The 20321-nt window shown below is 61.9% G+C and carries 23 protein-coding genes, 1 tRNA gene and 2 rRNA genes (1 of these 26 running past the window's edge); 13 read left to right on the top strand and 13 right to left on the bottom strand.

Going from position 1 to position 20321, the window contains the following annotated elements; genetic code table 11:
* The 3 genes from ACYU8T_RS11310 to ACYU8T_RS11300 form a co-directional block, all read left to right on the top strand.
* Positions 1–557 (top strand): 23S ribosomal RNA (locus ACYU8T_RS11310) (it extends 2241 nt beyond the left edge of the window).
* 122 nt (positions 558–679) lie between these two features.
* Positions 680–794 (top strand): 5S ribosomal RNA (rrf, locus tag ACYU8T_RS11305).
* Positions 795–881: 87 nt separating this feature from the next.
* Positions 882–958: transfer RNA gene (locus tag ACYU8T_RS11300), tRNA-Met, on the top strand.
* 252 nt (positions 959–1210) lie between these two features.
* Here the strand turns inward: ACYU8T_RS11300 and ACYU8T_RS11295 are convergent.
* Positions 1211–1372 (bottom strand): hypothetical protein, encoded by a 162-nt coding sequence (locus tag ACYU8T_RS11295; protein WP_461159487.1) that lies wholly within the window; start codon positions 1370–1372, stop codon positions 1211–1213.
* 435 nt (positions 1373–1807) lie between these two features.
* Between ACYU8T_RS11295 and ACYU8T_RS11290 the strand changes: the two genes are divergently transcribed.
* The 3 genes from ACYU8T_RS11290 to ACYU8T_RS11280 all read left to right on the top strand — a co-directional run bounded on the left by ACYU8T_RS11290 (position 1808) and on the right by ACYU8T_RS11280 (position 4544).
* Positions 1808–2158, top strand: a complete 351-nt coding sequence (locus ACYU8T_RS11290) for a RidA family protein (RefSeq protein ID WP_097092611.1) — start codon at positions 1808–1810, stop codon at positions 2156–2158.
* 234 nt (positions 2159–2392) lie between these two features.
* Positions 2393–3150, top strand: a protein-coding gene (locus ACYU8T_RS11285) for an IS5 family transposase (RefSeq protein ID WP_461159136.1) whose coding sequence is annotated in 2 segments (ribosomal slippage) — positions 2393–2714 and positions 2714–3150 — 759 coding nt in all. Because the reading frame shifts where the segments join, the coding sequence is not laid out codon by codon here.
* A 482-nt stretch (positions 3151–3632) separates the two neighbouring features.
* Complete coding sequence (locus ACYU8T_RS11280; protein ID WP_461159486.1) at positions 3633–4544, top strand: oxidoreductase; 912 nt, start codon at positions 3633–3635, stop codon at positions 4542–4544.
* 22 nt (positions 4545–4566) lie between these two features.
* Here the strand turns inward: ACYU8T_RS11280 and pgeF are convergent, their stop codons facing one another.
* Positions 4567–5325, bottom strand: coding sequence for a peptidoglycan editing factor PgeF (pgeF, locus tag ACYU8T_RS11275; protein ID WP_247230072.1), 759 nt, complete (start codon positions 5323–5325; stop codon positions 4567–4569).
* Positions 5326–5464: 139 nt separating this feature from the next.
* On the opposite strand from pgeF, the gene ACYU8T_RS11270 reads away from it, so the two are divergent.
* Entirely contained in the window at positions 5465–7081 is a 1617-nt protein-coding gene (locus ACYU8T_RS11270) for an amino acid permease (RefSeq protein WP_247230070.1), read from the top strand.
* Between the two features lie 41 nt (positions 7082–7122).
* Here ACYU8T_RS11270 and ACYU8T_RS11265 read toward each other — a convergent pair whose 3' ends face one another.
* Positions 7123–8400: a multidrug effflux MFS transporter gene (locus ACYU8T_RS11265; protein WP_461159485.1), complete on the bottom strand. Its 1278-nt coding sequence runs from the start codon at positions 8398–8400 to the stop codon at positions 7123–7125.
* 197 nt (positions 8401–8597) lie between these two features.
* Here ACYU8T_RS11265 and ACYU8T_RS11260 point away from each other — a divergent pair, with 197 nt between their 5' ends.
* On the top strand, positions 8598–8894 hold the full coding sequence (locus tag ACYU8T_RS11260) for an SEL1-like repeat protein (protein WP_201515904.1): 297 nt from the start codon (positions 8598–8600) through the stop codon (positions 8892–8894).
* Positions 8895–8898: 4 nt separating this feature from the next.
* Here ACYU8T_RS11260 and ACYU8T_RS11255 read toward each other — a convergent pair whose 3' ends face one another.
* The 5 genes from ACYU8T_RS11255 to ACYU8T_RS11235 form a co-directional block, all read right to left on the bottom strand.
* Positions 8899–10032: a GNAT family N-acetyltransferase gene (locus ACYU8T_RS11255; RefSeq protein ID WP_461159484.1), complete on the bottom strand. Its 1134-nt coding sequence runs from the start codon at positions 10030–10032 to the stop codon at positions 8899–8901.
* Complete coding sequence (locus ACYU8T_RS11250) at positions 10025–10660, bottom strand: glycerophosphodiester phosphodiesterase family protein (protein WP_461159483.1); 636 nt, start codon at positions 10658–10660, stop codon at positions 10025–10027. The genes ACYU8T_RS11255 and ACYU8T_RS11250 overlap by 8 nt, the downstream gene beginning before the upstream one ends.
* Before the next feature lie 70 nt (positions 10661–10730).
* Positions 10731–11195, bottom strand: coding sequence for a RidA family protein (locus ACYU8T_RS11245; protein ID WP_247230062.1), 465 nt, complete (start codon positions 11193–11195; stop codon positions 10731–10733).
* On the bottom strand, positions 11192–11848 hold the full coding sequence (locus ACYU8T_RS11240; protein WP_461159482.1) for an HAD family hydrolase: 657 nt from the start codon (positions 11846–11848) through the stop codon (positions 11192–11194). Before ACYU8T_RS11240 ends, ACYU8T_RS11245 begins: the two co-directional genes overlap by 4 nt.
* Positions 11845–12141, bottom strand: a complete 297-nt coding sequence (locus tag ACYU8T_RS11235; protein WP_461159481.1) for a DUF3572 domain-containing protein — start codon at positions 12139–12141, stop codon at positions 11845–11847. The genes ACYU8T_RS11240 and ACYU8T_RS11235 overlap by 4 nt, the downstream gene beginning before the upstream one ends.
* 72 nt (positions 12142–12213) lie before the next feature.
* Between ACYU8T_RS11235 and ACYU8T_RS11230 the strand changes: the two genes are divergently transcribed.
* Together ACYU8T_RS11230 and ACYU8T_RS11225 are read left to right on the top strand one after the other, a co-directional pair.
* Complete coding sequence (locus tag ACYU8T_RS11230; RefSeq protein ID WP_176502242.1) at positions 12214–12576, top strand: response regulator; 363 nt, start codon at positions 12214–12216, stop codon at positions 12574–12576.
* A 147-nt stretch (positions 12577–12723) separates the two neighbouring features.
* Positions 12724–14595: a PhoX family protein gene (locus ACYU8T_RS11225; protein WP_461159480.1), complete on the top strand. Its 1872-nt coding sequence runs from the start codon at positions 12724–12726 to the stop codon at positions 14593–14595.
* Between the two features lie 160 nt (positions 14596–14755).
* On the opposite strand, the gene rpmG is transcribed toward ACYU8T_RS11225, so the two are convergent.
* Entirely contained in the window at positions 14756–14923 is a 168-nt protein-coding gene (rpmG, locus tag ACYU8T_RS11220; protein WP_007687342.1) for a 50S ribosomal protein L33, read from the bottom strand.
* 208 nt (positions 14924–15131) lie between these two features.
* Here rpmG and ACYU8T_RS11215 point away from each other — a divergent pair, with 208 nt between their 5' ends.
* The 3 genes from ACYU8T_RS11215 to ACYU8T_RS11205 all read left to right on the top strand — a co-directional run bounded on the left by ACYU8T_RS11215 (position 15132) and on the right by ACYU8T_RS11205 (position 16669).
* On the top strand, positions 15132–15461 hold the full coding sequence (locus ACYU8T_RS11215) for a hypothetical protein (protein ID WP_097092601.1): 330 nt from the start codon (positions 15132–15134) through the stop codon (positions 15459–15461).
* Positions 15462–15476: 15 nt separating this feature from the next.
* Complete coding sequence (locus ACYU8T_RS11210) at positions 15477–16043, top strand: TMEM165/GDT1 family protein (RefSeq protein ID WP_461159479.1); 567 nt, start codon at positions 15477–15479, stop codon at positions 16041–16043.
* A gap of 134 nt (positions 16044–16177) precedes the next feature.
* Entirely contained in the window at positions 16178–16669 is a 492-nt protein-coding gene (locus ACYU8T_RS11205) for a Dps family protein (RefSeq protein WP_097092599.1), read from the top strand.
* A 52-nt stretch (positions 16670–16721) separates the two neighbouring features.
* Here ACYU8T_RS11205 and ACYU8T_RS11200 read toward each other — a convergent pair whose 3' ends face one another.
* From ACYU8T_RS11200 to ACYU8T_RS11185, 4 genes are all read right to left on the bottom strand, one after another.
* On the bottom strand, positions 16722–17192 hold the full coding sequence (locus tag ACYU8T_RS11200) for a GreA/GreB family elongation factor (protein ID WP_247230052.1): 471 nt from the start codon (positions 17190–17192) through the stop codon (positions 16722–16724).
* Between the two features lie 100 nt (positions 17193–17292).
* Positions 17293–19119 carry a cobaltochelatase subunit CobT gene (gene cobT / locus ACYU8T_RS11195; protein WP_461159478.1) on the bottom strand — a complete coding sequence of 609 codons (1827 nt, stop codon included), beginning with the start codon at positions 19117–19119 and terminating at the stop codon, positions 17293–17295.
* Positions 19119–19904 carry a tyrosine-protein phosphatase gene (locus ACYU8T_RS11190; RefSeq protein ID WP_461159477.1) on the bottom strand — a complete coding sequence of 262 codons (786 nt, stop codon included), beginning with the start codon at positions 19902–19904 and terminating at the stop codon, positions 19119–19121. The genes cobT and ACYU8T_RS11190 overlap by 1 nt, the downstream gene beginning before the upstream one ends.
* Entirely contained in the window at positions 19901–20320 is a 420-nt protein-coding gene (locus ACYU8T_RS11185; protein WP_201515892.1) for an OsmC family protein, read from the bottom strand. The genes ACYU8T_RS11190 and ACYU8T_RS11185 overlap by 4 nt, the downstream gene beginning before the upstream one ends.
* Position 20321: the final 1 nt, after the last annotated feature.

Below are 20321 nucleotides of genomic sequence, written 5' to 3'. Positions count from 1 at the left end.
CAATGGCATAAGCCCGCCTGACTGCGAGACTGACAAGTCGAGCAGAGACGAAAGTCGGTCATAGTGATCCGGTGGTCCCTCGTGGAAGGGCCATCGCTCAACGGATAAAAGGTACGCCGGGGATAACAGGCTGATGATTCCCAAGAGCTCATATCGACGGAATCGTTTGGCACCTCGATGTCGGCTCATCACATCCTGGGGCTGGAGCAGGTCCCAAGGGTTTGGCTGTTCGCCAATTAAAGTGGTACGTGAGCTGGGTTCAGAACGTCGCGAGACAGTTTGGTCCCTATCTGCCGTGGGCGTCGAAATTTGAGAGGAGTTGACCCTAGTACGAGAGGACCGGGTTGAACATACCTCTGGTGTACCTGTCGTCCTGCCAAGGGCGCAGCAGGGTAGCTATGTATGGACGGGATAACCGCTGAAAGCATCTAAGCGGGAAGCCTCCCTCAAGATAAGATTTCTTCGAGCGGTCGTAGACCACGACCTTGATAGGCCGGATGTAGAAGTGTGGTAACATATGGAGCTAACCGGTCCTAATTGCTCTGATCGCGCCTGAGAGTCCCACCATCAATGACAATGCTGGAAAGCAGCGTCGGCGATGTGGTGATCACCTCAAGCCAGATACTCAAATACCCAAAGTGCACGGCATCGATTAATACCCAAAGCGCAAGCTTCATTGCTTGGTGACCATAGCGTCTGTGACCCACCCGATCCCATCCCGAACTCGGCCGTGAAACCAGTCTGCGCCGATGGTACTGTGGCTCAAGCCCCGGAAGAGTAGGGCGTCGCCAGGCATTGAAGCTCGCGCTTTGAAACAACAAAACCCATTCACATAGTTCATAAAAGGGCGGCCCATAAAGCCGCCCTTTTACCTTTGGTGGCGCGGGATGGAGCAGCCCGGTAGCTCGTCAGGCTCATAACCTGAAGGTCGCAGGTTCAAATCCTGCTCCCGCAACCAACAGCATAAACCTGAGGCGCCGCCCCACAGGGCGGCGTTCGCGTTTAGGGCATAGGCCGCCAGATCCGCCACCTTCGCAACGACTTCCGCCTCGGGTCCATTGGCGCCATCAGCATACATCGCCACGCTCTCGACCTGCGGGGGCAGTGCGGCGGTGCCTTCGTCACTGGAACTGTCATCGCTGCGTCTCCCAGAGACCGCAAACCTTCCGATAAATCCTCCAAGAGGTTGCGGCTTCCACCCCGAGTGGCCTCACCATTGAGGGTTATCGAGCAGCGCGCCGATCTTGTCGCCGAACTTCTGGACCAACATCGGATGCTGCAGGATCTCGGCGATCGGCTTCTCCGAAGCCGATCGAGCCCACCGGACTGGAAAAGCCGCTTTCTCCATGTCCGACTTCGATAGCAGCTTCATCAGCGTGAGGCTGAGGGAAGCCCGCGAAAGAGATTGGGAGACACATTCACCAATTCTCCATCACCAGAAGACGACCCTTCGCAATCTATCCGATTAATGGTCTGCCCCTGATTTATGTGACCTCACGGTTGCGCGTCCCGGCGAACAGGCGGGCATGATCCTTGATGAAGAGGTGATGCAGCACTCAATGCGATTGGCCGTGAAACAGTTACGGACGCAGAAGAGCCGGTTCCGACGCCGACCGCCATTTCCAAGTAATTCCCGCTTAAGGTCCGCATCATGCATCATCATGCTGCGGCCAGTAGGGAGTTCGGGGGTAGACGGAGGCATGCGAGCTAAGGCAAGTGATTGGTTGCCACATCGGCTGAGCGCACATCTTGGCCATCTGACGGCGCTGTCGCCTCGCTGTAACGATTTAAAAGGAACCCTCTCGCCATGACCATCACCCGCATCGATACAGGGCCGCGCATGAGCGAGGCTGTCGTTCATGGCGACACCATTTACTTGGCTGGCCAGATCGGCGCGCCTGGGGAAAGCGTTGGCTTGCAGACGCAAGCTGCACTTGCCGAGATCGATGCTTTGCTGAAACAGACTGGAAGCGACAAGAACCATTTGTTGATGGCGCAGATTTGGCTCGCGGATATCAATGACTTCGAGGAAATGAATCAGGCATGGGACACATGGATCGCTGGCTTTCCGGCTCCAGCCCGTGCGACCGGAGAGGTAAAGCTGTACCATCCGGACTATAAGGTAGAAATCATCATCACCGCGGCCAAGGCGGGATAGCCGTCCCTTTAGCAGATGACCAACTATGTGGATAAGAATGTAGCGGACCGCAGAATGGCATCGTGCAAATAAAAGGCGCGACATCTGCCGAGGAGCTCGCGGTGCATGCGATTGCCCGCATCACATAATATCTGAGGGTGTTCCGCAGTTCGGGTGGTTGTGGCACGTAGCTAGGCTCAGGACCCATTGATTGGCTGAGGGCGATGTGATTCAGGCTCCGCGAGGAGACTGAGCATGAGCGACCTGTATTGGCTGACGGACGAGCAGATGGCGCGTCTTTCGCCCTATTTTCCCAAGAGCCACGGCAAGCCCCGGGTCGATGACCGGCGCGTGCTGAGCGGGATCATCTTCGTCAACCGCAACGGGCTGCGCTGGCGTGATGCGCCCAGGGAATACGGTCCGCACAAGACGCTCTACAACCGCTGGAAACGGTGGGGCGAGATGGGCGTGTTTGGCCGGATGATGGAGGGGCTGTCTGCCCAGAGAGCCGATCCCCAGACCGTCATGATCGATGCTACCTATCTCAAGGCCCACCGCACGGCTTCCAGCCTTGGGGTAAAAAAGGGGGCCTCGGCCGCCTGATCGGGCGGACCAAGGGCGGCATGAATACCAAGCTTCACGCCGTCACCGATGCCAACGGCCGCCCTTTGAGCTTCTTCATCACGGCAGGACAAATCAGCGATTACACCGGCGCGGCAGCCCTGCTCGATGATCTACCCAAGGCGCAGTGGATGCTGGCTGACCGGGGCTATGACGCCGAATGGTTCAGGGATGCGCTCGAACAAAAGGGCATCACGCCTTGCATTCCGGGCCGGAAATCCCGTTCTTTTCCCGTCAAATACGACAAGCGCCGATACAAACGCCGAAACCGCATCGAGATCATGTTTGGTCGCCTGAAAGACTGGCGCCGTGTGGCAACCCGCTACGACCGCTGCCCAACCGTCTTCTTCTCCGCCCTCGCTCTCGCAGCCACCGTGCTCTTCTGGCTGTGATCAACGAGTCCTGAGCCTAGGCTATCGACAGCCCCGGACGCTATTCATCACTCCGGTGAGTGAGAAATGCGCTGACTAGCAGGACCTGTTCAAAATCGCTGCGGAACAGGGATAAAGCGCGGGGATCGCTGAGGGTGACGTCGGCGATGGATACGCCGCTCTACAAGTCTTCGCGGTCGATCACCGCATCCTGAAGGTTCTTGCTCTCATCGCCTCCTGACGAGGACTTTTCTTACGGCCGGACTGATTAGGACGTGCAATAGAAACCCCATTAGAGCTGCTACTACGGCCCAGGGAACGGAAAGCCCGAAGCATTCATCTCCAATGCTTCTTTACCGCACCATCAGATGCTGCCCAAGGCAACTGACTGCCCGATTGCAATCTGAGATTGCCGCCGATCATTCAGATGCGTGGACCCGCCTTGCCTTCACAAACGGAACTCTCCACAAAATGCTGGTTCGAAGCGTAGTGGGGGAATTGTTGTGGCCTTTACCGATGCCCAAGTGCCGGATCAAAGCGGACGCACCTTTCTGGTTACCGGAGCCAATACCGGGATTGGGTTCGAAGCGGCCAAAGCCTTGGCATCGAAAGGGGCGCGCGTTCTACTCGCATGCCGTGATGCGCGACGGGGTTCGGAAGCGCTTGCGCAAATCAAGGCGGCAAAGCCGGACGCCGAACTGGAGCTGATCCTGTTGGATCAGGCTGATCTGGCAAGCGTTCGGGCTGCGGCCGAAAGAGTGGTGGCCGAACCCCGGTTGGATGTTCTCGTCAACAATGCAGGGGTGATGATCCCGCCACTCTCGCGCACGGCTCAGGGGTTTGAGCTTCAATTCGGCGTCAATCATCTTGGCACTTTTGCCCTAACCGTCCTGCTGCTGCCGAAGCTACGTGAGACTGCGGGCGCGCGTGTGGTGGTTACCTCAAGCATTGCGCATCGCCGCGGCCAGATACTGTGGGATGATTGGAACGCTGATAACACATACAATGCCACGCAATATTATGGGCAAAGCAAATTGGCCAACCTGCTGTTCGTCCAGGAACTGGACCGGCGGTTGCGCGCTGCGCACGCGCCCGTGAGCGCGATCGGTTGCCACCCCGGTGTGTCCCTGACCGAGCTGATGCGGCACCTTCCGGCCTGGACCAAGCCCGTGCTTCCGGTCGTGCGGCCGCTCTTCAACCCCGTGGCCGCGGCAGCCTGGCCAACGCTTCAAGCGGCCACAGATCCCCATGCCGAAGGTGGCGACTATTTCGGCCCGCAAGGGCTATGGGAGATGCGGGGCGTGTCGGGGCCCGCAGGGATCGAGCAGCGGGCGGCCAATGCTGAAGACGCGCGACGGCTTTGGGACCTTTCGATCGAACTGACGGGCATAGACCCGGGATTGCCGCCGGGCTGACCAACCTGACGGTGGCGCGGCCTCAGCCGACCGCGATCATCGAGATTTGTCGCCCATAGCTTGCTTCGTCCCGATGGCAGGACCGGCGATAGCTATAGAAGCGGTCGGGCTGGCTATAGGTATCCTCGTCCAACATCTCGACCCTTCCAACTCCCGCGATAGCGAGGCGGGCCGCTACATAGGCCGCGATGTCGAACTGGCAATGGCCTTCGCGCCCTGTTGAAAAGAAGCGACTGTTTTCCGCGTCCTGCTCTTCGAAATGGCGGGCGAAGTCGCTGGTAACTTCATAGGAAGTACGGCCGATGCACGGCCCGATCGCAGCACTGATCTGGTCGCGCCGGGCGCCGAGCTTTTCCATCGAGGCGAGCGTGTTGTCCGTGACACCCGCGATCGCCCCCTTCCAGCCAGCGTGCGCTGCTCCGACGACACCTGCTTTCCTGTCGGCGAGCAACACCGGAACGCAGTCTGCGGTCAAAATCCCCAATATCAGCCCGGGACGGTCCGTCACCATCGCATCGGCAGCCGGACGTTCGGCTTCGTCGATCGGGCCGGTCACCGTCACTACGTCCGCCGAATGGACCTGCCGCACCGTGACCAATGCCGCGCCGGGTAGCAGGGCGTCCCTTGCCAGGTCCCGATTGTGAAGGACTGCCTGTCGTTCATCCGCCGAACCAAGGCCGACATTCAACCCCGCGTGTACCCCGGTCGATACACCGCCACGCCGTCCCGCAAAGCCGTGCGGCACATCCGACAGGCTGGCAGCGCGCAGCAATTCGATCATCAATGACTCCTTTGGACAAATGTGCCGAGGCCGCGCAACATACTTGCGCGCGCCACATTAGGCGATAGTCTTCACCCAACGACATAAGCGATCGGTCCAAAGGCCGTTCGGGGACAAAATATAGCTGAGGGTTCCACGCATGATTTTCGGGCGCATCAAGCCATTGGACGCCATATTGGCGACAGCGGAAAAAAAGTCCCTGGTCCGGACGTTGGGACCAATACAGCTAACGCTTCTGGGTGTCGGGGCCATCATTGGCACCGGCATTTTCGTTTTGACTGCCGCCGCCGCGCAAAAGGCGGGACCGGGAATGATGTGGAGCTTCGTCATTGCGGGGGCCGTCTGTGCCTTTGCAGCGCTCTGCTATTCGGAAATCGCGTCCATGGTGCCGGTATCGGGGTCGGCCTACACCTACACCTACGCGGTGGTCGGTGAATTGCTCGCCTGGATGGTGGGCTGGGCCTTGATCCTCGAATACGCCGTTGCAGCGAGCGCGGTTTCCGTGGGTTGGTCCGGCTATTTCATGGGCCTCATGAAAAGCGTGACGGGGTTGGAGTTACCGCAGGCACTGTCTGCGGGCCCCGCCTGGAGCATGAACGGGTTCATTCCGCATGCCGATTTTTCGCATGGGGTCATCAATATCCCGGCGATCGTCGTCGCGCTGGCGGTGACGGCCCTGCTGGTGATCGGCACCACCGAAAGCGCGCGGGTCAATGCGGTTCTGGTCGCGATCAAGGTCGCCGCGCTTACCGCTTTCATCGCACTGACGCTGCCCGCTCTCGACACAGGAAACTTCTCGCCCTTCGCACCTAATGGCTGGTTCGGACCTGAAGGGACGAGCGGGATGGGCATCGTCGGAGCGGCGGCGTCCATCTTCTTTGCCTATGTGGGCTTCGACGCTGTGTCGACGGCTGCGGAAGAAACCAAAAATCCGCAGCGCAACGTTCCGATCGGCCTGATCGGCAGCCTTGCGCTCTGCACCATCTTCTATCTTCTCGTTGCTGCAGGTGCGATCGGCGCCATCGGTGCCCAGCCGGTGCTGGGACTGGATGGATCAGTCGTCGCCCCGGGTTCGGCCGGTTTCGCCCAAGCCTGCGCTACGGCTGCGCATGCGGGCGATCTGGTCTGCTCCAATGAGGCGCTGGCGCATGTGCTGCGGTCCATCAACTGGACGGTAGTCGGCAACGCGCTGGGGCTGGCTGCCAACCTGGCGCTTCCCTCTGTCATCTTGATGATGATGTTCGGCCAGACGCGCATCTTCTTCGTGATGGCCCGCGACGGTTTGTTGCCGGAAAAGCTCGCCAGCATTCATCCGCGCTTCAAGACGCCGCACATCGTCACGATCGTGACCGGCATTTTCGTCGCCATTGGCGCGGCGCTTCTGCCGGTGGGCCAGTTGGCGGACATCTCCAATTCGGGCACGCTTTTCGCCTTCTTCATGGTGTCGATCGCCGTCCTGGTACTGCGGGTGCGCGATCCTCATCGTCACCGTCCTTTCCGGACTCCGGTCGTTTGGTTTATCGCGCCCATGGCGTCCGTCGGCTGCCTCTTCCTCTTCTTCAACCTGCCGGTGGATGCCCAGCTGGTGCTGCCGGTGTGGGGCGGAGTCGGGCTGCTGCTCTACTTCCTCTACGGCTATCGCAAGAGCCATGTGGCGCGCGGCCTGGTGGAGACGCACGAGCAGGATGCCGATGTCCCGCCGCAGCCAGTGCCACCATTGCCCGGTGCTCCAACTCCGGGCGGGCGGGAAGCCTGAGGGTATTCAACGAGGCGGCGGTCCCATCCGCCGCCTCTTTTTCAATGAACGGTGTCGAACTCCACTTCGCGAAGCGCATCATGGCGCGGGCGCGTGAAAAGCTTCCCCCGCTCGGCAAAGGCGACGATCAGCAGCGCCGCGACACCGAATATCAGCATGCCTAACGTCAGCGGCAGTGTCGTACCGTCGAAGGCGCGGCCAACGATGCTGCCCAAGGCGCTGGACAGCGCTGTCGTCAAAAAAGCCTGAAAGGAAGAGGCTGCGCCCGCTCCCTTGGCGAATGGCTCCATCGAAATCGCACCGAAGTTGGAAGCGGTGAAGGCGACCGCCATCATCGTGGCCGACTGAAAAACCATGAAGCTGATCATATTTTCATGGCCGGACGCGATCACGCCTAGGTGAATAGCGCTCGTCACGATCATGGAAATCACCGCGCCCTGGCTCAACCGCCGCGCGCCAAATCGCGACACGAGCCGGCTGTTCAGCAGACTGCCGACGCCCATGCTTCCTGCCATCACCGCGAAGGCGATGGGGAAAAATGACCTGGCGTTGAAAATGTCGAAGAATATCTGCTGCACCGACAGGATGAAGCCGATTAGCCCGCTCATCACCACGCCGCTCGCCAGCATATATCCCGCAGCACTGCGGTTGGTGAGGACGGAGCCAATAGTGCGAAAGATCGTCGACGGGCTCATGCGCAGCCTGTTTTCCGGCGCCAGCGTCTCGGGCATGCGGACGACCATCCAGATCAGGATGAGCGCGGCCTGGATAGCGAGAATCCAGAAAATCCACCGCCATGGCGCGAACCAGAGAATTGCCTGCCCAAAGCTCGGCGCTACCACGGGTATCAACATGAACACCGCCAGGATCAGCGACATGACCTTCGCCATGGCATCGCCCTTGAACCGGTCCCGGATGATGCCGACCGCAATCACGCGGCTTGCGCCTGCAAAGAAGCCGGCTGCAGCGCGGCCGATCAGCAGCAGGGAAAAGCTTTGCGCGGCGGCGCATGCGATGGTGGAGAGCACAAACAGCACCAGCGCGCCGCCCATCACCTTCTTGCGCCCAAACCGGTCGGACAGGATGCCGAACAGCAGCGATCCTGCGCCGAGCCCCAGGAAATAGATGCTGATGATGAGCTGCCGGTCATTGGCGTTGGCGACCCCAAGGTCGCTGCCGATCTCCGGCAGAGCAGGCAACATGGGGTCGGTCGACAGCGCATTCATTGCCATCAGACAGGCGCTCAGCACCACGAATTCGCGAAATCCGATATCCTTTTGCGATTGTCGAACGGCGACCGGAGAGGAAGGGTTGGTCATCGCGCGGCTATGAAGTCAATGACGCGGCGATGCCAGCGATAGATCGGGCAATTAGCCGCATTAACCTTGCTACTCCACTGTTTCCGGCGGTTGCCGTTTCATCCCGCCAATCTGCGTTAACCATTTTTTATCCCCTGCCGGTGCACCGTGCCGCCTGTCGAAAACCATTATGTCGAAATCCACAGGGGGATTCGGTCATGGCCAATAGTCTGAAGAACGCTCAGTTTCTGATGGAGAGCCGCCGCCCGGCCACAGGCTGGCAATCGGCTGAAGAATGTTTCGAGCTTGGTGTCGCCTATAGCTGTGGCACCGGCGGCATGCCCGTCGATCTGATCGAAGCGCATAAATGGTTCAATCTGGCGGCCTCGCGCGGCAGCGAGGAGGGGCAGGCCATGCGTGCCGAAATCGCCGAGGAAATGACCGCGCGCGAAATCGCCGAAGCGCAGCGCCAGGCGCGGGCCTGGATCGCCGCCAGCCAACTCCGCGCCGCCTGATCCTTTAACCTTGCTTGCGGAACGGCGCTCGTTCGGCAAGCCAGATGCGGTCGTTCTGCACGCCCGCGCGCTCGGCGGTGAGGAAATCGGCGACCGCCCGGCGGAAAGATGCGTTCGGCAGGAAATGCGCCGAATAGGTGGGTTCAGGCCCATATCCCCGCGCCAGCTTATGGCCTCCTTGCGCGCCGGCTTCCACTCGCGCCAGCCCGCGCGCGATGGCAACGTCGATCGCCTGATAATAGCATAGCTCGAAATGCAGGTTGGGCACGTCCTCAACGCACCCCCAGTAGCGGCCATATAGCGCGTCTTCGCCAATCAGGTTCAGCGCGCCCGCGATCGGCCTGTCATTGCGCATCGCCAGCATCAGCAGCACCCGATCGGCCATGCTTTCGCCCAGCATCGAAAAAAAGTCGCGCGTCAGATAGGGCCGCCCCCATTTGCGCGATCCGGTATCCTGGTAAAAGTGCCAGAAGGCGTCCCAATGCTCTTCGCCAATGTCGCCGCCGGTCAGATGAACGATCTCCAGCCCTTCGACCGCGCGAGCCCGTTCCTTGCGGATATTCTTCCTCTTCGCACTCGACAGGCTGGCGAGGAAATCGTCGAAATCGCCATAGCCGCGATTGATCCAGTGGAACTGACTATCTTCACGGATCAGCCAGCCTGCCGCTTCGAACAATGGAACCTGTGCCGTTTCGACAAAGGTCGCGTGGGCGGACGAGAGATCATTGCGTTCGACCAGTGTTTCTATGCCTGCGATCAGCGCCGGGGCGAGAGCCGGATCGCGGAGCAGCAAACGAGGGCCCGCCACTGGAGAGAAGGGCGCGGCAAGCTGGATCTTGGGATAATATTGTCCACCCGCCCGTTCCCACGCATCCGCCCAACCATGATCGAACACATATTCGCCTTGGCTGTGCGTCTTGCCATAGAGCGGCGCGGCCGCGGCAATCCGCCCGTCTGCACCATCGATCAGCATGGGCAGAGGCTGCCAGCCCGTTCCCGTGCCGACACTGCCCGACCGCTCGAGCGCGGCGAGAAAGTCCCAGCTCATGAAGGGGTTGGCGGTCCCGGCGCAGGCATCCCACTCTTCGCGCGGCAATTCCGCAACGCCGCCAGCCATCCGCACCACGCATTCAGTCACGCGGGACCTCGAAGATAATCTGGTCTGCATGCGCCGCCGCCACGACATGTTCTGACTTGGTGCGCACTGTCCAGCTCAACACGGGCAACCCGCGCTCGCGCGCCTCGGCAGCAAAACGGGAAGGAAGATCACGCACGTCACAGGCGATAAAGTCGGGTCTCGCCACCCAAAGTGCAAGGCCGCGCCGTGCCGCTCCCCGCCAGCCCGGCTGGCCCTGTTCCGTCACCACCAGTCCGCGCACGGCCTGCGGCATGTTGCGGGCGAACCAGCGCATGGCGATCGGGTTGAAGGACATGACGGCGGCGAGCGCGCCGGGGTGCTTCGCCAGATCACTGGCCACTGCGGCGCAAAGGGGCGCGACATTGCGGCCCATCACCTTGAGTTCGATCAGCAGCGGAACGGCCTGCCCGCATGCTTGCAGCAATGTGTTCAGCCGGGGAATGCCGCCGCCGTCTTCCAGCTTCAGTTGTCCCAGCTGGGCGGCACTTCGCTCGGCAACGACCCCCTCGACCCCCGTCACCCGGGATAGCGCCGCATCGTGGAAAACCATCGCGACGCCATCCCGGCTCAGCCGGACGTCACATTCGGCGCCATATCCCTGCGCGATGGCCGCGTTGAATGCGGCCATGCCGTTTTCACTGGCGCCCGCCCCATGCAGCCCGCGATGGGCGAAGGGGCGGGCTGTCAGGAAGGAAAGATCAGGCCGCAGGCCGGACAAGGACGACCGCGTCGATCTCGACAACCGCGCCGAGCGGCAGTACCGGCACGCCTACGGCGCTGCGGGCATGTTTGCCTGCCTCGCCGAACACCTCGACCATCAATTCCGACGCGCCGTTCGCCACCTTCGGCTGGTCGGTGAAGCCCGGGGCGCTGCTGATGAACGCGCCCAGCTTCACGATCCGCTCAACACGATCCAGGCTGCCGAGCGCGGCCTTCATCTGCGCGATGAGGTTAAGCCCGCAGGCCCGCGCAGCCTTGACGCCATAATCAAGCTCGCGATCTTCGCCGAGGCGGCCCGTCATCAATTGCCCTTCCGAAAGGGAAATCTGGCCGGAAATGTGGAGCAGGCCGTTGGCTTCCACGGCTGCGACATAGGCTGCGACCGGCGCGGCGGCTTCCGGCAGCGTGATACCGAGTTCGGCAAGGCGGGCTTCAACGCTCATTTCTTAGACTCCATCTGGGATTGAAGATTGGAAGGCGCAGGCCCTTCGGCCAGCCGCTCATTGATCCACGTCTCGGCCGCTGCCCAGCCATCGATCCTGGCATGCGCGAAAGACGCGGCATCGATATCCGCCGCGATTTCCGGTTCGCCGACCATATGCAGCCGCCAGACGCCGGGTGCATGTTCCGCAACCGATTGATGATGTTCAGCGAGATCGTCAATGAAAAGGGCCGCCGAAGGCTGCCTCTCGGCGACGATCGCGGCCAGAGGAGCGCCCTTTGGTCCGTGATTCCAATGGACCGGAAAATCCAGTCCATGGGAGGCCAGCTGCTCCACCCGCTGCTGATGATGCCGCTCGCCGATGTTGGTGAGGACGACGATGTCGGCGACGCGGGCCAGCCTGCCGATCGCTTCGACTGCCCCGGCGATCGGCATCTGGCGATGCATCTCGGTATCGAAGAAGCCGACCAGCAATTGCCAGACAAGCTCACGCTCCAGCGGGATGCCGCTGTCCTTGTGGCGCAGCGCCTCCGCAAAGCCGCGTTCGCGCATGTCGAAATGAACGTCATGATGTTCGTCCAGCCACTCGCGAAACGGGACGACCATGTGCAGCAGCACTTCGTCGCAGTCGGTGATGATCAGCGGGCGGCTCATCGGCCCAGCTCCCGCCGCGCGGTGATCAGCTTCTCGGCCGTCGTATCGATCGCGTCGGCGCAGGCGATCAGGTCCGGCTCATGATCAGCCAGAAAGTCCAGCACCGCTCGCAACACCATCTTGTCGTTGATCCCGGCCCGCAGCGCATCGGCATCCAGCCCTGTGAGCGCGAGCAGCCGATCCGCGCGCTGTTCGTCGCCCAGCGTCCAGGCCAGCGCCATCAGGGCAAGCGTCGAGGCGTCTTCGTCATCGGCCAGGCCAAGTCGCTTGCTATCGGGGCTATCGGGACGCATGATTGATTCTCGGCAAGGGGCGGTTGTATCAGCGCGCTTTTCGAATGCGCATTCATTTAACGCGGGTGACTGGTGGCAAAGCGCGTGCTCGTTGTCGAGGACAACGAACTCAATCTCAAACTTTTTTGCGACCTGCTGCGCGCCCATGGTCATGAAGTGTTGCCGCTGCGTGACGGGCGCGATGTGGTGGTGCAGGCGCTGGAGTTTCGCCCGGACCTCGTCATCACCGATATCCATCTGCCTCATGTCAGTGGCCTCGACCTCATCGTCTCGCTAAAGCGCGATCCACGGCTTGCTGCCGTTCCGGTCATGGCGGTGACCGCCTATGCCGGGAAAGGGGATGAAGACCGGCTGAGGGCTGCAGGAGCGCAGGCTTATGTGTCCAAACCCATCTCCGTCTTGCGCTTCATCGAACAGGTGAACGCCCTGCTGTGACGTGCTGGCGCCGTCGTCATCTGATCGTAACGGAGATTTCACGCCCCTGACCCTGAAGTGAAGCGCCGGTTACATGCGCCTCTGCCAAGCCTCCGGCTCAAGGACGCGGCATCCCGCCGACAGTCCGATCTGGAACAGGGTAAAATCATGTCTCACCTCACCGACGAGGCGCGTGCGCCATTTCGCGATGCAGAACCCAGGATCGAAGCGGGCGACAATTGCCTGGAGGCGATCGTCGCCGCCAATCCCGGCCGCCGCTCGGTGTTGAAAAACGGCCTGCTCGGCCTTTCCCTTCTGCCGATGATGGGCGCTTTGGCTGCCTGCGGAGATGATGACGATGATTCCGCGTCGCCGAGCCCCACGCCCAGCCCTACGCCGACTCCGGCCCCCGCGCCCAGCTACGCCATCGCCTTTGCACCGGTTGCCGCAAATCAGAATGACACCGTCACGGTGCCTAACGGCTACACCGTGGATGTCATGCTGAAGGCTGGTGACTCGGTCGAAGCAGGCACGCCCTATTCGGGCAGCTTCCCAACCCCTGCCGACGCGGAAAAATGGGCTGGTGGCAACCATGACGGGATGGAATATTTCGAACTTTCGGGCGTGGACCCCAATGTCGGCGGGCTGCTCGCCATCAACCATGAGTTGCCTGACTACAACATCCTCTTTTCCGGCAGCTATAATGCAGCGACGGCCAGCGCGGATCAGAAGGCTCTTGCCCTTTCCGGCGTCGGCATCTCCGTTGTTGAAGTCGCCAAGGGTTCGGATGGCAAATGGGCGGTGAAGGCGGGTTCGCGCTATAACAAGCGCTACACCGGCAACAGCAGCTACAAGGCGAGCGGCCGGGGGTCAGGCCTGCTGTCGGGCACGATCAAGGGCATGCTGAACAACTGCTCGTCGGGCCGCACCCCATGGGGCACCTATCTGACCTGCGAGGAATCGACGGACAATTATCTCGACCCGACGCAGCCGCAGAATAATTATGGCTGGGTTGTCGAGATCGATCCCTACCAGGAACTGGCCGCGCCGACAAAGCGCACCGGGCTTGGCCGCTTCGATCATGAAAATGTCGCGCACATGACGGACAGCAGCCGTCGCGTTGCATTCTACATGGGCGACGACGGCACGCCCGGCTGCATCTACAAATTCGTGTGCGACCGACCCTACAGCGCGACGAACCGCGCGGCCAACACCGACATGCTTGATCATGGCACCCTGTACGTCGCGCGCTTCAACGCGGACGGTACGGGTGAATGGCGGGCGCTGGAGCAGGGTCAGAACGGCCTGCTGCCCGGCGCGTCGGACCCCGGCAATGTCAGCCAGAGCACGACGCCGCCTGCGCCGGTCATCGTCAACTTCAACAGCCAGTCTGACGTGCTGATCAACACCAAGGCGGCGGCGCGCGTTGCTGGCGGCACCGTGATGGATCGTCCCGAATGGCTGACCGTCGCGCCTGACAACAGCGCGATCTATTGCACGCTGACCAACAATAGCGGCCGTCAGGTCACCGATGCGGCCAACCCGCGCACGCGCAACCTTCACGGCCACATCATCAAGTTCAAGGAAAAGGACAATTCGCCGCTGGCGATGACCTTCACCTGGGAAATCTTCCTGCTGGCGGGCGATCCCAAGCTCTCTTCGGGCGGCCAGAACCTGGTGGGCGACATCAAGGGCGATACCTTCTCCAGCCCCGATGGCATCCGCATCGATCCGCAAGGCCGCCTTTGGGTACAGACCGATCACAGCGTCCCTGGCAATTCCGGCGTCACCGGCACGACCATTGATCAGGCCTTCGGCCATAACGCGATGTTCTATGTCGATCAGACCAGCAAGCAGTCAAAGCGCTTCCTGGTCGGGCCTCTGGGATGCGAGATCACCGGCATAGCCTACACGCCGGACCTCAAGACCTTCTTCGTCAACATCCAGCATCCCACGGGCAATTGGCCGGTGGCGGGTCAGCAGCCCCGCTCCTCGACCATCGTCGTGACGCGCACGGATGGTCAGCCCGTCGGCAACTGATCAGCTTCGCCAAGAGAGGAGGGGGATACACGCCCCTCCTCTTTTCGGCCCGCGGCCTACCGAAACGTCCCCAGCGAACAAGGAAAGGCCCGCTCCCACAAGGGGACGGGCCTTTTCATTGAGCCGTCAATCGACCCAGGCGGGCAAACCCGCCGTCAGATCACTTGATCTTGGCTTCCTTGAACTCGACATGCTTGCGCACGACAGGGTCATATTTACGGAAGCTCAGCTTCTCGGTCTTCGTGCGCGGATTCTTCTTCGTGACGTAGAAGAAGCCGGTGTCAGCCGAGCTGACGAGGCGAATCTTGACAGTTGCTGGCTTGGCCATGGCCCTGGTTCCTGGTCGTGAATATCGTGAAAAAGAGAAGCGGCCCCGTGAAGGGCCGCCCCGTTTCAGCAGCCGCCCATGAGGGAGATTCGGGATAATGTCAATACGCGCGTGGCAGCGGGGCAGGCTGCATGCTAGACTTTACGCGGCCTTAACCGGTTCCGGTGCATCTAGTCATCGGAGCAACAGGACAGGGGGAAAGCTTCCCATGCGACACGATCCGATGCTGGCCATTCTCGCCGACATGCTACGCCGCGTCGACGGCCTTGCGGGCCAGCGTGGTCAGGTTAGCCTCCCGAGCTTGCGCGACGAAGTCGACCAGATCCGCCATGTCGCCCGCGCCTACCATATCGACAGCGTCGAAGGCCTTGCCGACACGCTGCAATCGGCTTTGTCGCTGCAGGGTACGGGGCCAGTCATCTTGTCCTATCTCGATCTGATGCGCGACGCGATCGCCACGGAAATGGCTGATGCGCCGCAGTTGCCCATGCCTGTTCCGGCATCCCTAGCGGTGTCTGCACCGACGCTTTCCCTCTGATAGCCGCCGCTGACCGTGGATGCATTGCTGACCGCGCTGCTCGGATGCTTCCTGGCTGAAATAGGTGACAAAAACCAACTGCTGGTGCTGGCCCTGGCGACCCGTTTTCGGCGTGACGGCGCGATCATCGCCGGGATCATGCTGGCTGCATCCGCCAACGCGGCCATAGCCGCCGTTGCGGGTGCCTTCCTCGCGCCGATGCTGAGCGCGGACGCGCGCCTGCTGTTTCTGGCGCTGGCCGTGCTTTTCCTGGGCGTGGGCCTGCTATGGCGGGTGAAAGCGCCGGACCCGCTTGCCGATTGGCCGACAGGCCCTTTCCTGACGGCCGCCCTGGGTCTCTTCATTCTCGGCTTTGGTGATGGTTCCCAATTCCTGATCGTGGGGCTGGCGACCCGCACCGCAGAGCCGGTCCTGGCAGCGGTCGGCGGAACGCTGGGCGTTATGGCCGCGCTTGTTCCCGTCGTGCTGCTGCGGGAACGGATGTTGCCTGCGGGGCCGATCAGAGCCATCCGCGTGAGCGTCGCCTCACTGATGCTGATCGTCGCCCTGACACTCGCCGTCCTGGCTTTGCAACTCGCCTGACCGGCTGCCGCTGATCGATTGCCTGGATCAGTCTAAGCGATCATTTCCACGGGTAATTCCCGTCTTGCCATGGCACCTTATCGCCATCAGATCATTATACCCGCGAAATCATTTCACCGAGCCAGGAGCAAGACATGACAGCCCCCGATCTCAAGACTCCCACCGACCTGCGCAGCAACGCCACCAAGTCCGTGGCCGAAGCGCTCAACGGCGTGCTCGCGGATAGCTATGCGCTCTATTTCAAGACCAAGAACTTCCACTGGCATGTCTCAGGCCCGCATTTTCGCGATTACCACCTGATGTTCGATGAGCAGGCGGCGCAGATCCTGGCCGTAACCGACGCCATTGCCGAACGCGTGCGCAAGACCGGGAATACGACGCTCCGCTCGATCGGCGACATTGCCCGCCGCCAGTCCCTCAAGGACAATGATGCGGAATATGTGAATCCCGCCGACATGCTGAATGAACTGCGGGAAGATAATCTGCGCCTCGTCGAATCGCTGCGTGCCGCGAAGGCCGCCGCCACCGAGGCTGGCGACAACGCGACGGAAGGCATTGTCGACGACTGGACCGATCAGGCGGAAGAACGCGCCTGGTTCCTGTTCGAGGCTGGCCGGAACGGCTGATCTATCATCTTGTCCATGGGCGCAGAGCAATGTCTCTGCGCCCACGTGCGCTTCAATCCTCCTTGATCGGCTCGACCGACAGGATTTCCACTGCATCGGCTTTTCCACCGAAATCCAGCTGCTCCCCCGCTTCGGCATCCATCATCGCGCGGGCTAGCGGGGAGGAAAAGCTGATCCGCTTCTCATTGGGGTTGGCTTCGTCGTCCCCCACGATCGAGACGGTCTTTTTCTGGCCGTTGAGCCGGTAGGTAACGCGCACGCCAAAGCTCACCGCGTCGCCATCCGCAACGGGCCTCAAATCCGCTGTGGCCAGCCGCGTGCGCCAGTAGCGCAGCTCGCGCTTATGCTTCTTCGCATCATCCTCGCTCATCGCCGCGGTATCGATCGCTTCAAGCGCCTCCACCTTCTCGCGCGTCAGCCGCAATCCTCGCTGCGTCACCCAATTGGGGCCGGGCGGGATCGGTATCTCGAATGTGGGCTCCAGATGTTCCTCGTCGCTCTCGCGGCGAAAAGCGACACTCATGATAATCTCCTCCGCAAGGCGTGCCCATGCCCTTGCAAGAGGTCGAGAGCGCCGATGGTCATTTCAAGGGATGAACGCAGCCGGGCGGCTGATCGACCTGCTAATCTTCGTCGAACAGCCCAGCCAGCTGCTCCACCATCGTCCCGCCCAGTTGTTCGGCATCCATGATGGTGACGGCGCGCCGGTAATAGCGGGTCACGTCATGCCCGATGCCGATCGCGACCAGCTGTACCGGAGACCGGTTCTCGATCCATTCGATCACCTGCCGCAGATGGCGCTCAAGATAGGTGCCGCTGTTGACCGACAGCGTCGAATCATCGACCGGCGCGCCATCGGAAATCACCATCAATATGCGGCGTTCCTCATTACGCGCGATCAGCCGCTGATGCGCCCAGAGCAGCGCCTCACCGTCGATATTCTCCTTGAGCAGCCCCTCGCGCATCATCAGGCCAAGGTTGCGTCGCGCCCGCCGCCAGGGCTCGTCCGCCTTCTTGTAGATGATGTGGCGCAGGTCGTTGAGCCGCCCCGGCATCGGCGGGCGTCCGGCCGCGAGCCAATCCTCCCGGCTCTGTCCGCCCTTCCAGGCGCGCGTGGTAAAGCCCAATATCTCCGTCTTGACGCCACAGCGCTCCAGCGTGCGCGCCATGATATCGGCGCTGATCGCCGCGATGCTGATCGGCCGTCCACGCATGGAGCCGCTATTGTCGATCAGCAGTGTCACCACCGTGTCGCGAAATTCCGTGTCCCGCTCGACCTTGTAGGAGAGGGACCGGGTAGGATCGATCACGATCCGCGCGAGCCGGGCAGCGTCCAGCAGCCCTTCCTCCTGATCGAAGTCCCATGACCGGGATTGCTGCGCCATCAACCGGCGTTGCAGCCGGTTGGCGAGCTTGGTGACGGCCCCCTGCAAGCTCACCAGCTGCTGGTCGAGGAAGCCGCGCAGGCGATTGAGTTCATCCTCGTCGCACAAATCATCGGCGGTGACGATCTCGTCATGCGCGATCGTATAGGGCTTGTAGTCGAAGCCCGGCGGCAGATCGGACATCGGCCGGTTGGGCCGGACGGGCATCATGCCCTCATCGCCCATGTCGTCGGCGCCCTGGTCGCTGTCGGCGTCGAAATCGTCGCTATATTCGGTTTCACCTTCTTCGGTGTCGCCGCCCTTGTCCTCGGCCCGCGCCTCGGCGTTCATGTCGCTGTCGCCGGACTCCTCTTCGCCCGAATCGCCTTCTTCCTGTTGCTCTTCCTCGTCCTCGCCTTCGTCCTGCGGTTCCTCTTCGTCGGTGGGGGGCGGCGCGTCGCTTTCGACCAGCTGAAGATGCTCCAGCATCGCCTGGGCGAGCTTCTGGAAAGCGCGCTGGTCGTCGATGGCGAGGCCCAGCGCATCAAGGTCGGCGCCTGCCTTCTCCTCGATCCAGGCATCGACCATGGCCATGCCACCGGTCGCATCCTTTGGGATAGCCTGGCCGGTCAGCCGCTCACGCACCTTGAGCGCGAGCGCTGTCGACAGCGGCACTTCATCGGCAGAGCGTGCCCGGCGCAGCGGATCGGACTTCAGCCGCAACTCCAGCGCATGGTTGAGGTTGGCCCGCACGCCTTCCATCGCCCGCGACCCGATAGCCTCCACACGCGCCTGCTCGACCGCGTCATAGACCGCGCGCGCGGTGGCGTCGGCTGGCGCAGCGTTGGCATGCAGCTTCAGGTTATGATGCCGCAGCCGCAGCGCGTTGGCGTCGGCAAAGCCTCGGGCGAGCGCGACCTGGTCGGGGGGCAGGTTGCGGCCGGGCGTCGGCACCTTGATCGCCTTGCCCGCTATATGCGGGGCGTCCGCGGTGAAGCCGACCTCGACCTCCGCATCGCGCGCGATCGACCGGGCCGCGCCGGACAGCACGTCCTTGAAAGCATCCAGGGGCGAACGCTCCGCCATCAGTCGAGCAGCCTTTCCCGCAGCAGTTGCCGCGCGCCCTCGTCCATCCCCAGCGGACCGGCCAAATATCCTTCAATGCCGCCATGGCTGCTGTCCAGCTCGGCAAAAAAGCTGTCGAGATACGCTTCATCCACGGTCAATAATGGCTCCAGCGCCTCGGCCCGTGCCGACCATGCCCGCGCGACCAGCGTGCTGCGTTGGGTCAGCAGCCAATCCCAGTCGGCATGTTCATTGGTCAACAAATAATCATCGACTATCGTTTCCCGCGGCACGCCCAACGCCGCCAATATCAACGCAGCGCCGACACCAGTGCGGTCTTTCCCCGCCGAACAGTTGATGATGATCGGCACGCGTCCGGCCAGGATCTGCGCGAACATCGCGCGATAGGATGCGGCATGGTCCAGCGGGATGGCGCGATACAGCGCGATCATCGCGTGACGCATGTCCTCCGCGGTCGCGTCCTTGCGCTTCAGCATCTCGCCCAGGACGCCGCTGCTTTCGCTATAGTCGCGGCAGAAATAATCGACTTCCGCTCCATGCCAGAGCGTCGGCTCCGCGCTCCGTTCATTGCCTCGCCGGAAATCACAAATCGCCTGGATGCCGAGCGAACGCAGATGCGCCGCGTCCGCTTCGCTCAGCAGTGCCATGGTGCCCGAACGGAACAACATGCCTCGCCGGACGACGCGCCCGTCGGCGGTCGCATAGCCGCCGAAATCGCGCAGGTTGAACGCGCGCTCCAGTGGCAGGCGGCGGCCGGGGCCAACCGGAGCGATGGTCTCCGTCACGGCCGCTCAGCCTCGCCGACAGGCGGCACGGCGACGGTTTCGATCCGCGTTTCCACGTCGCTCATCAGCTTGTGAACGGGGCAGCGCGCGGCGACACCGATCAGCGTATCATGCTGCTCCTGCGTCAAAGGCCCGCCTAGCGCGATCCGCGTCGTAAGCCGGTAGATGCCGTCCCGCTCCTCGCTCGCATCGCGGATGACGCCGACATGGATGTCTTCGACCGGGATGCCCTTTCGCTGCGCATACCAAAGCATCGTCATCGCCTTGCATGCGCCCAACGCCGAATCATACAGGTCATGCGGATCGGGACCTGCGTCATGGCCATCGGGCGGCGTCATATCGACGATCAACTCATGGCCCCGGATGTTGACCCGGTGCGCGCTGCCATCCGGCGCGATGCGCTCGACGACGATCATC

The organism is Sphingobium sp. TomMM35A, from assembly GCF_054771735.1.
This window is presented reverse-complemented; position numbering and strand designations above follow the sequence as displayed.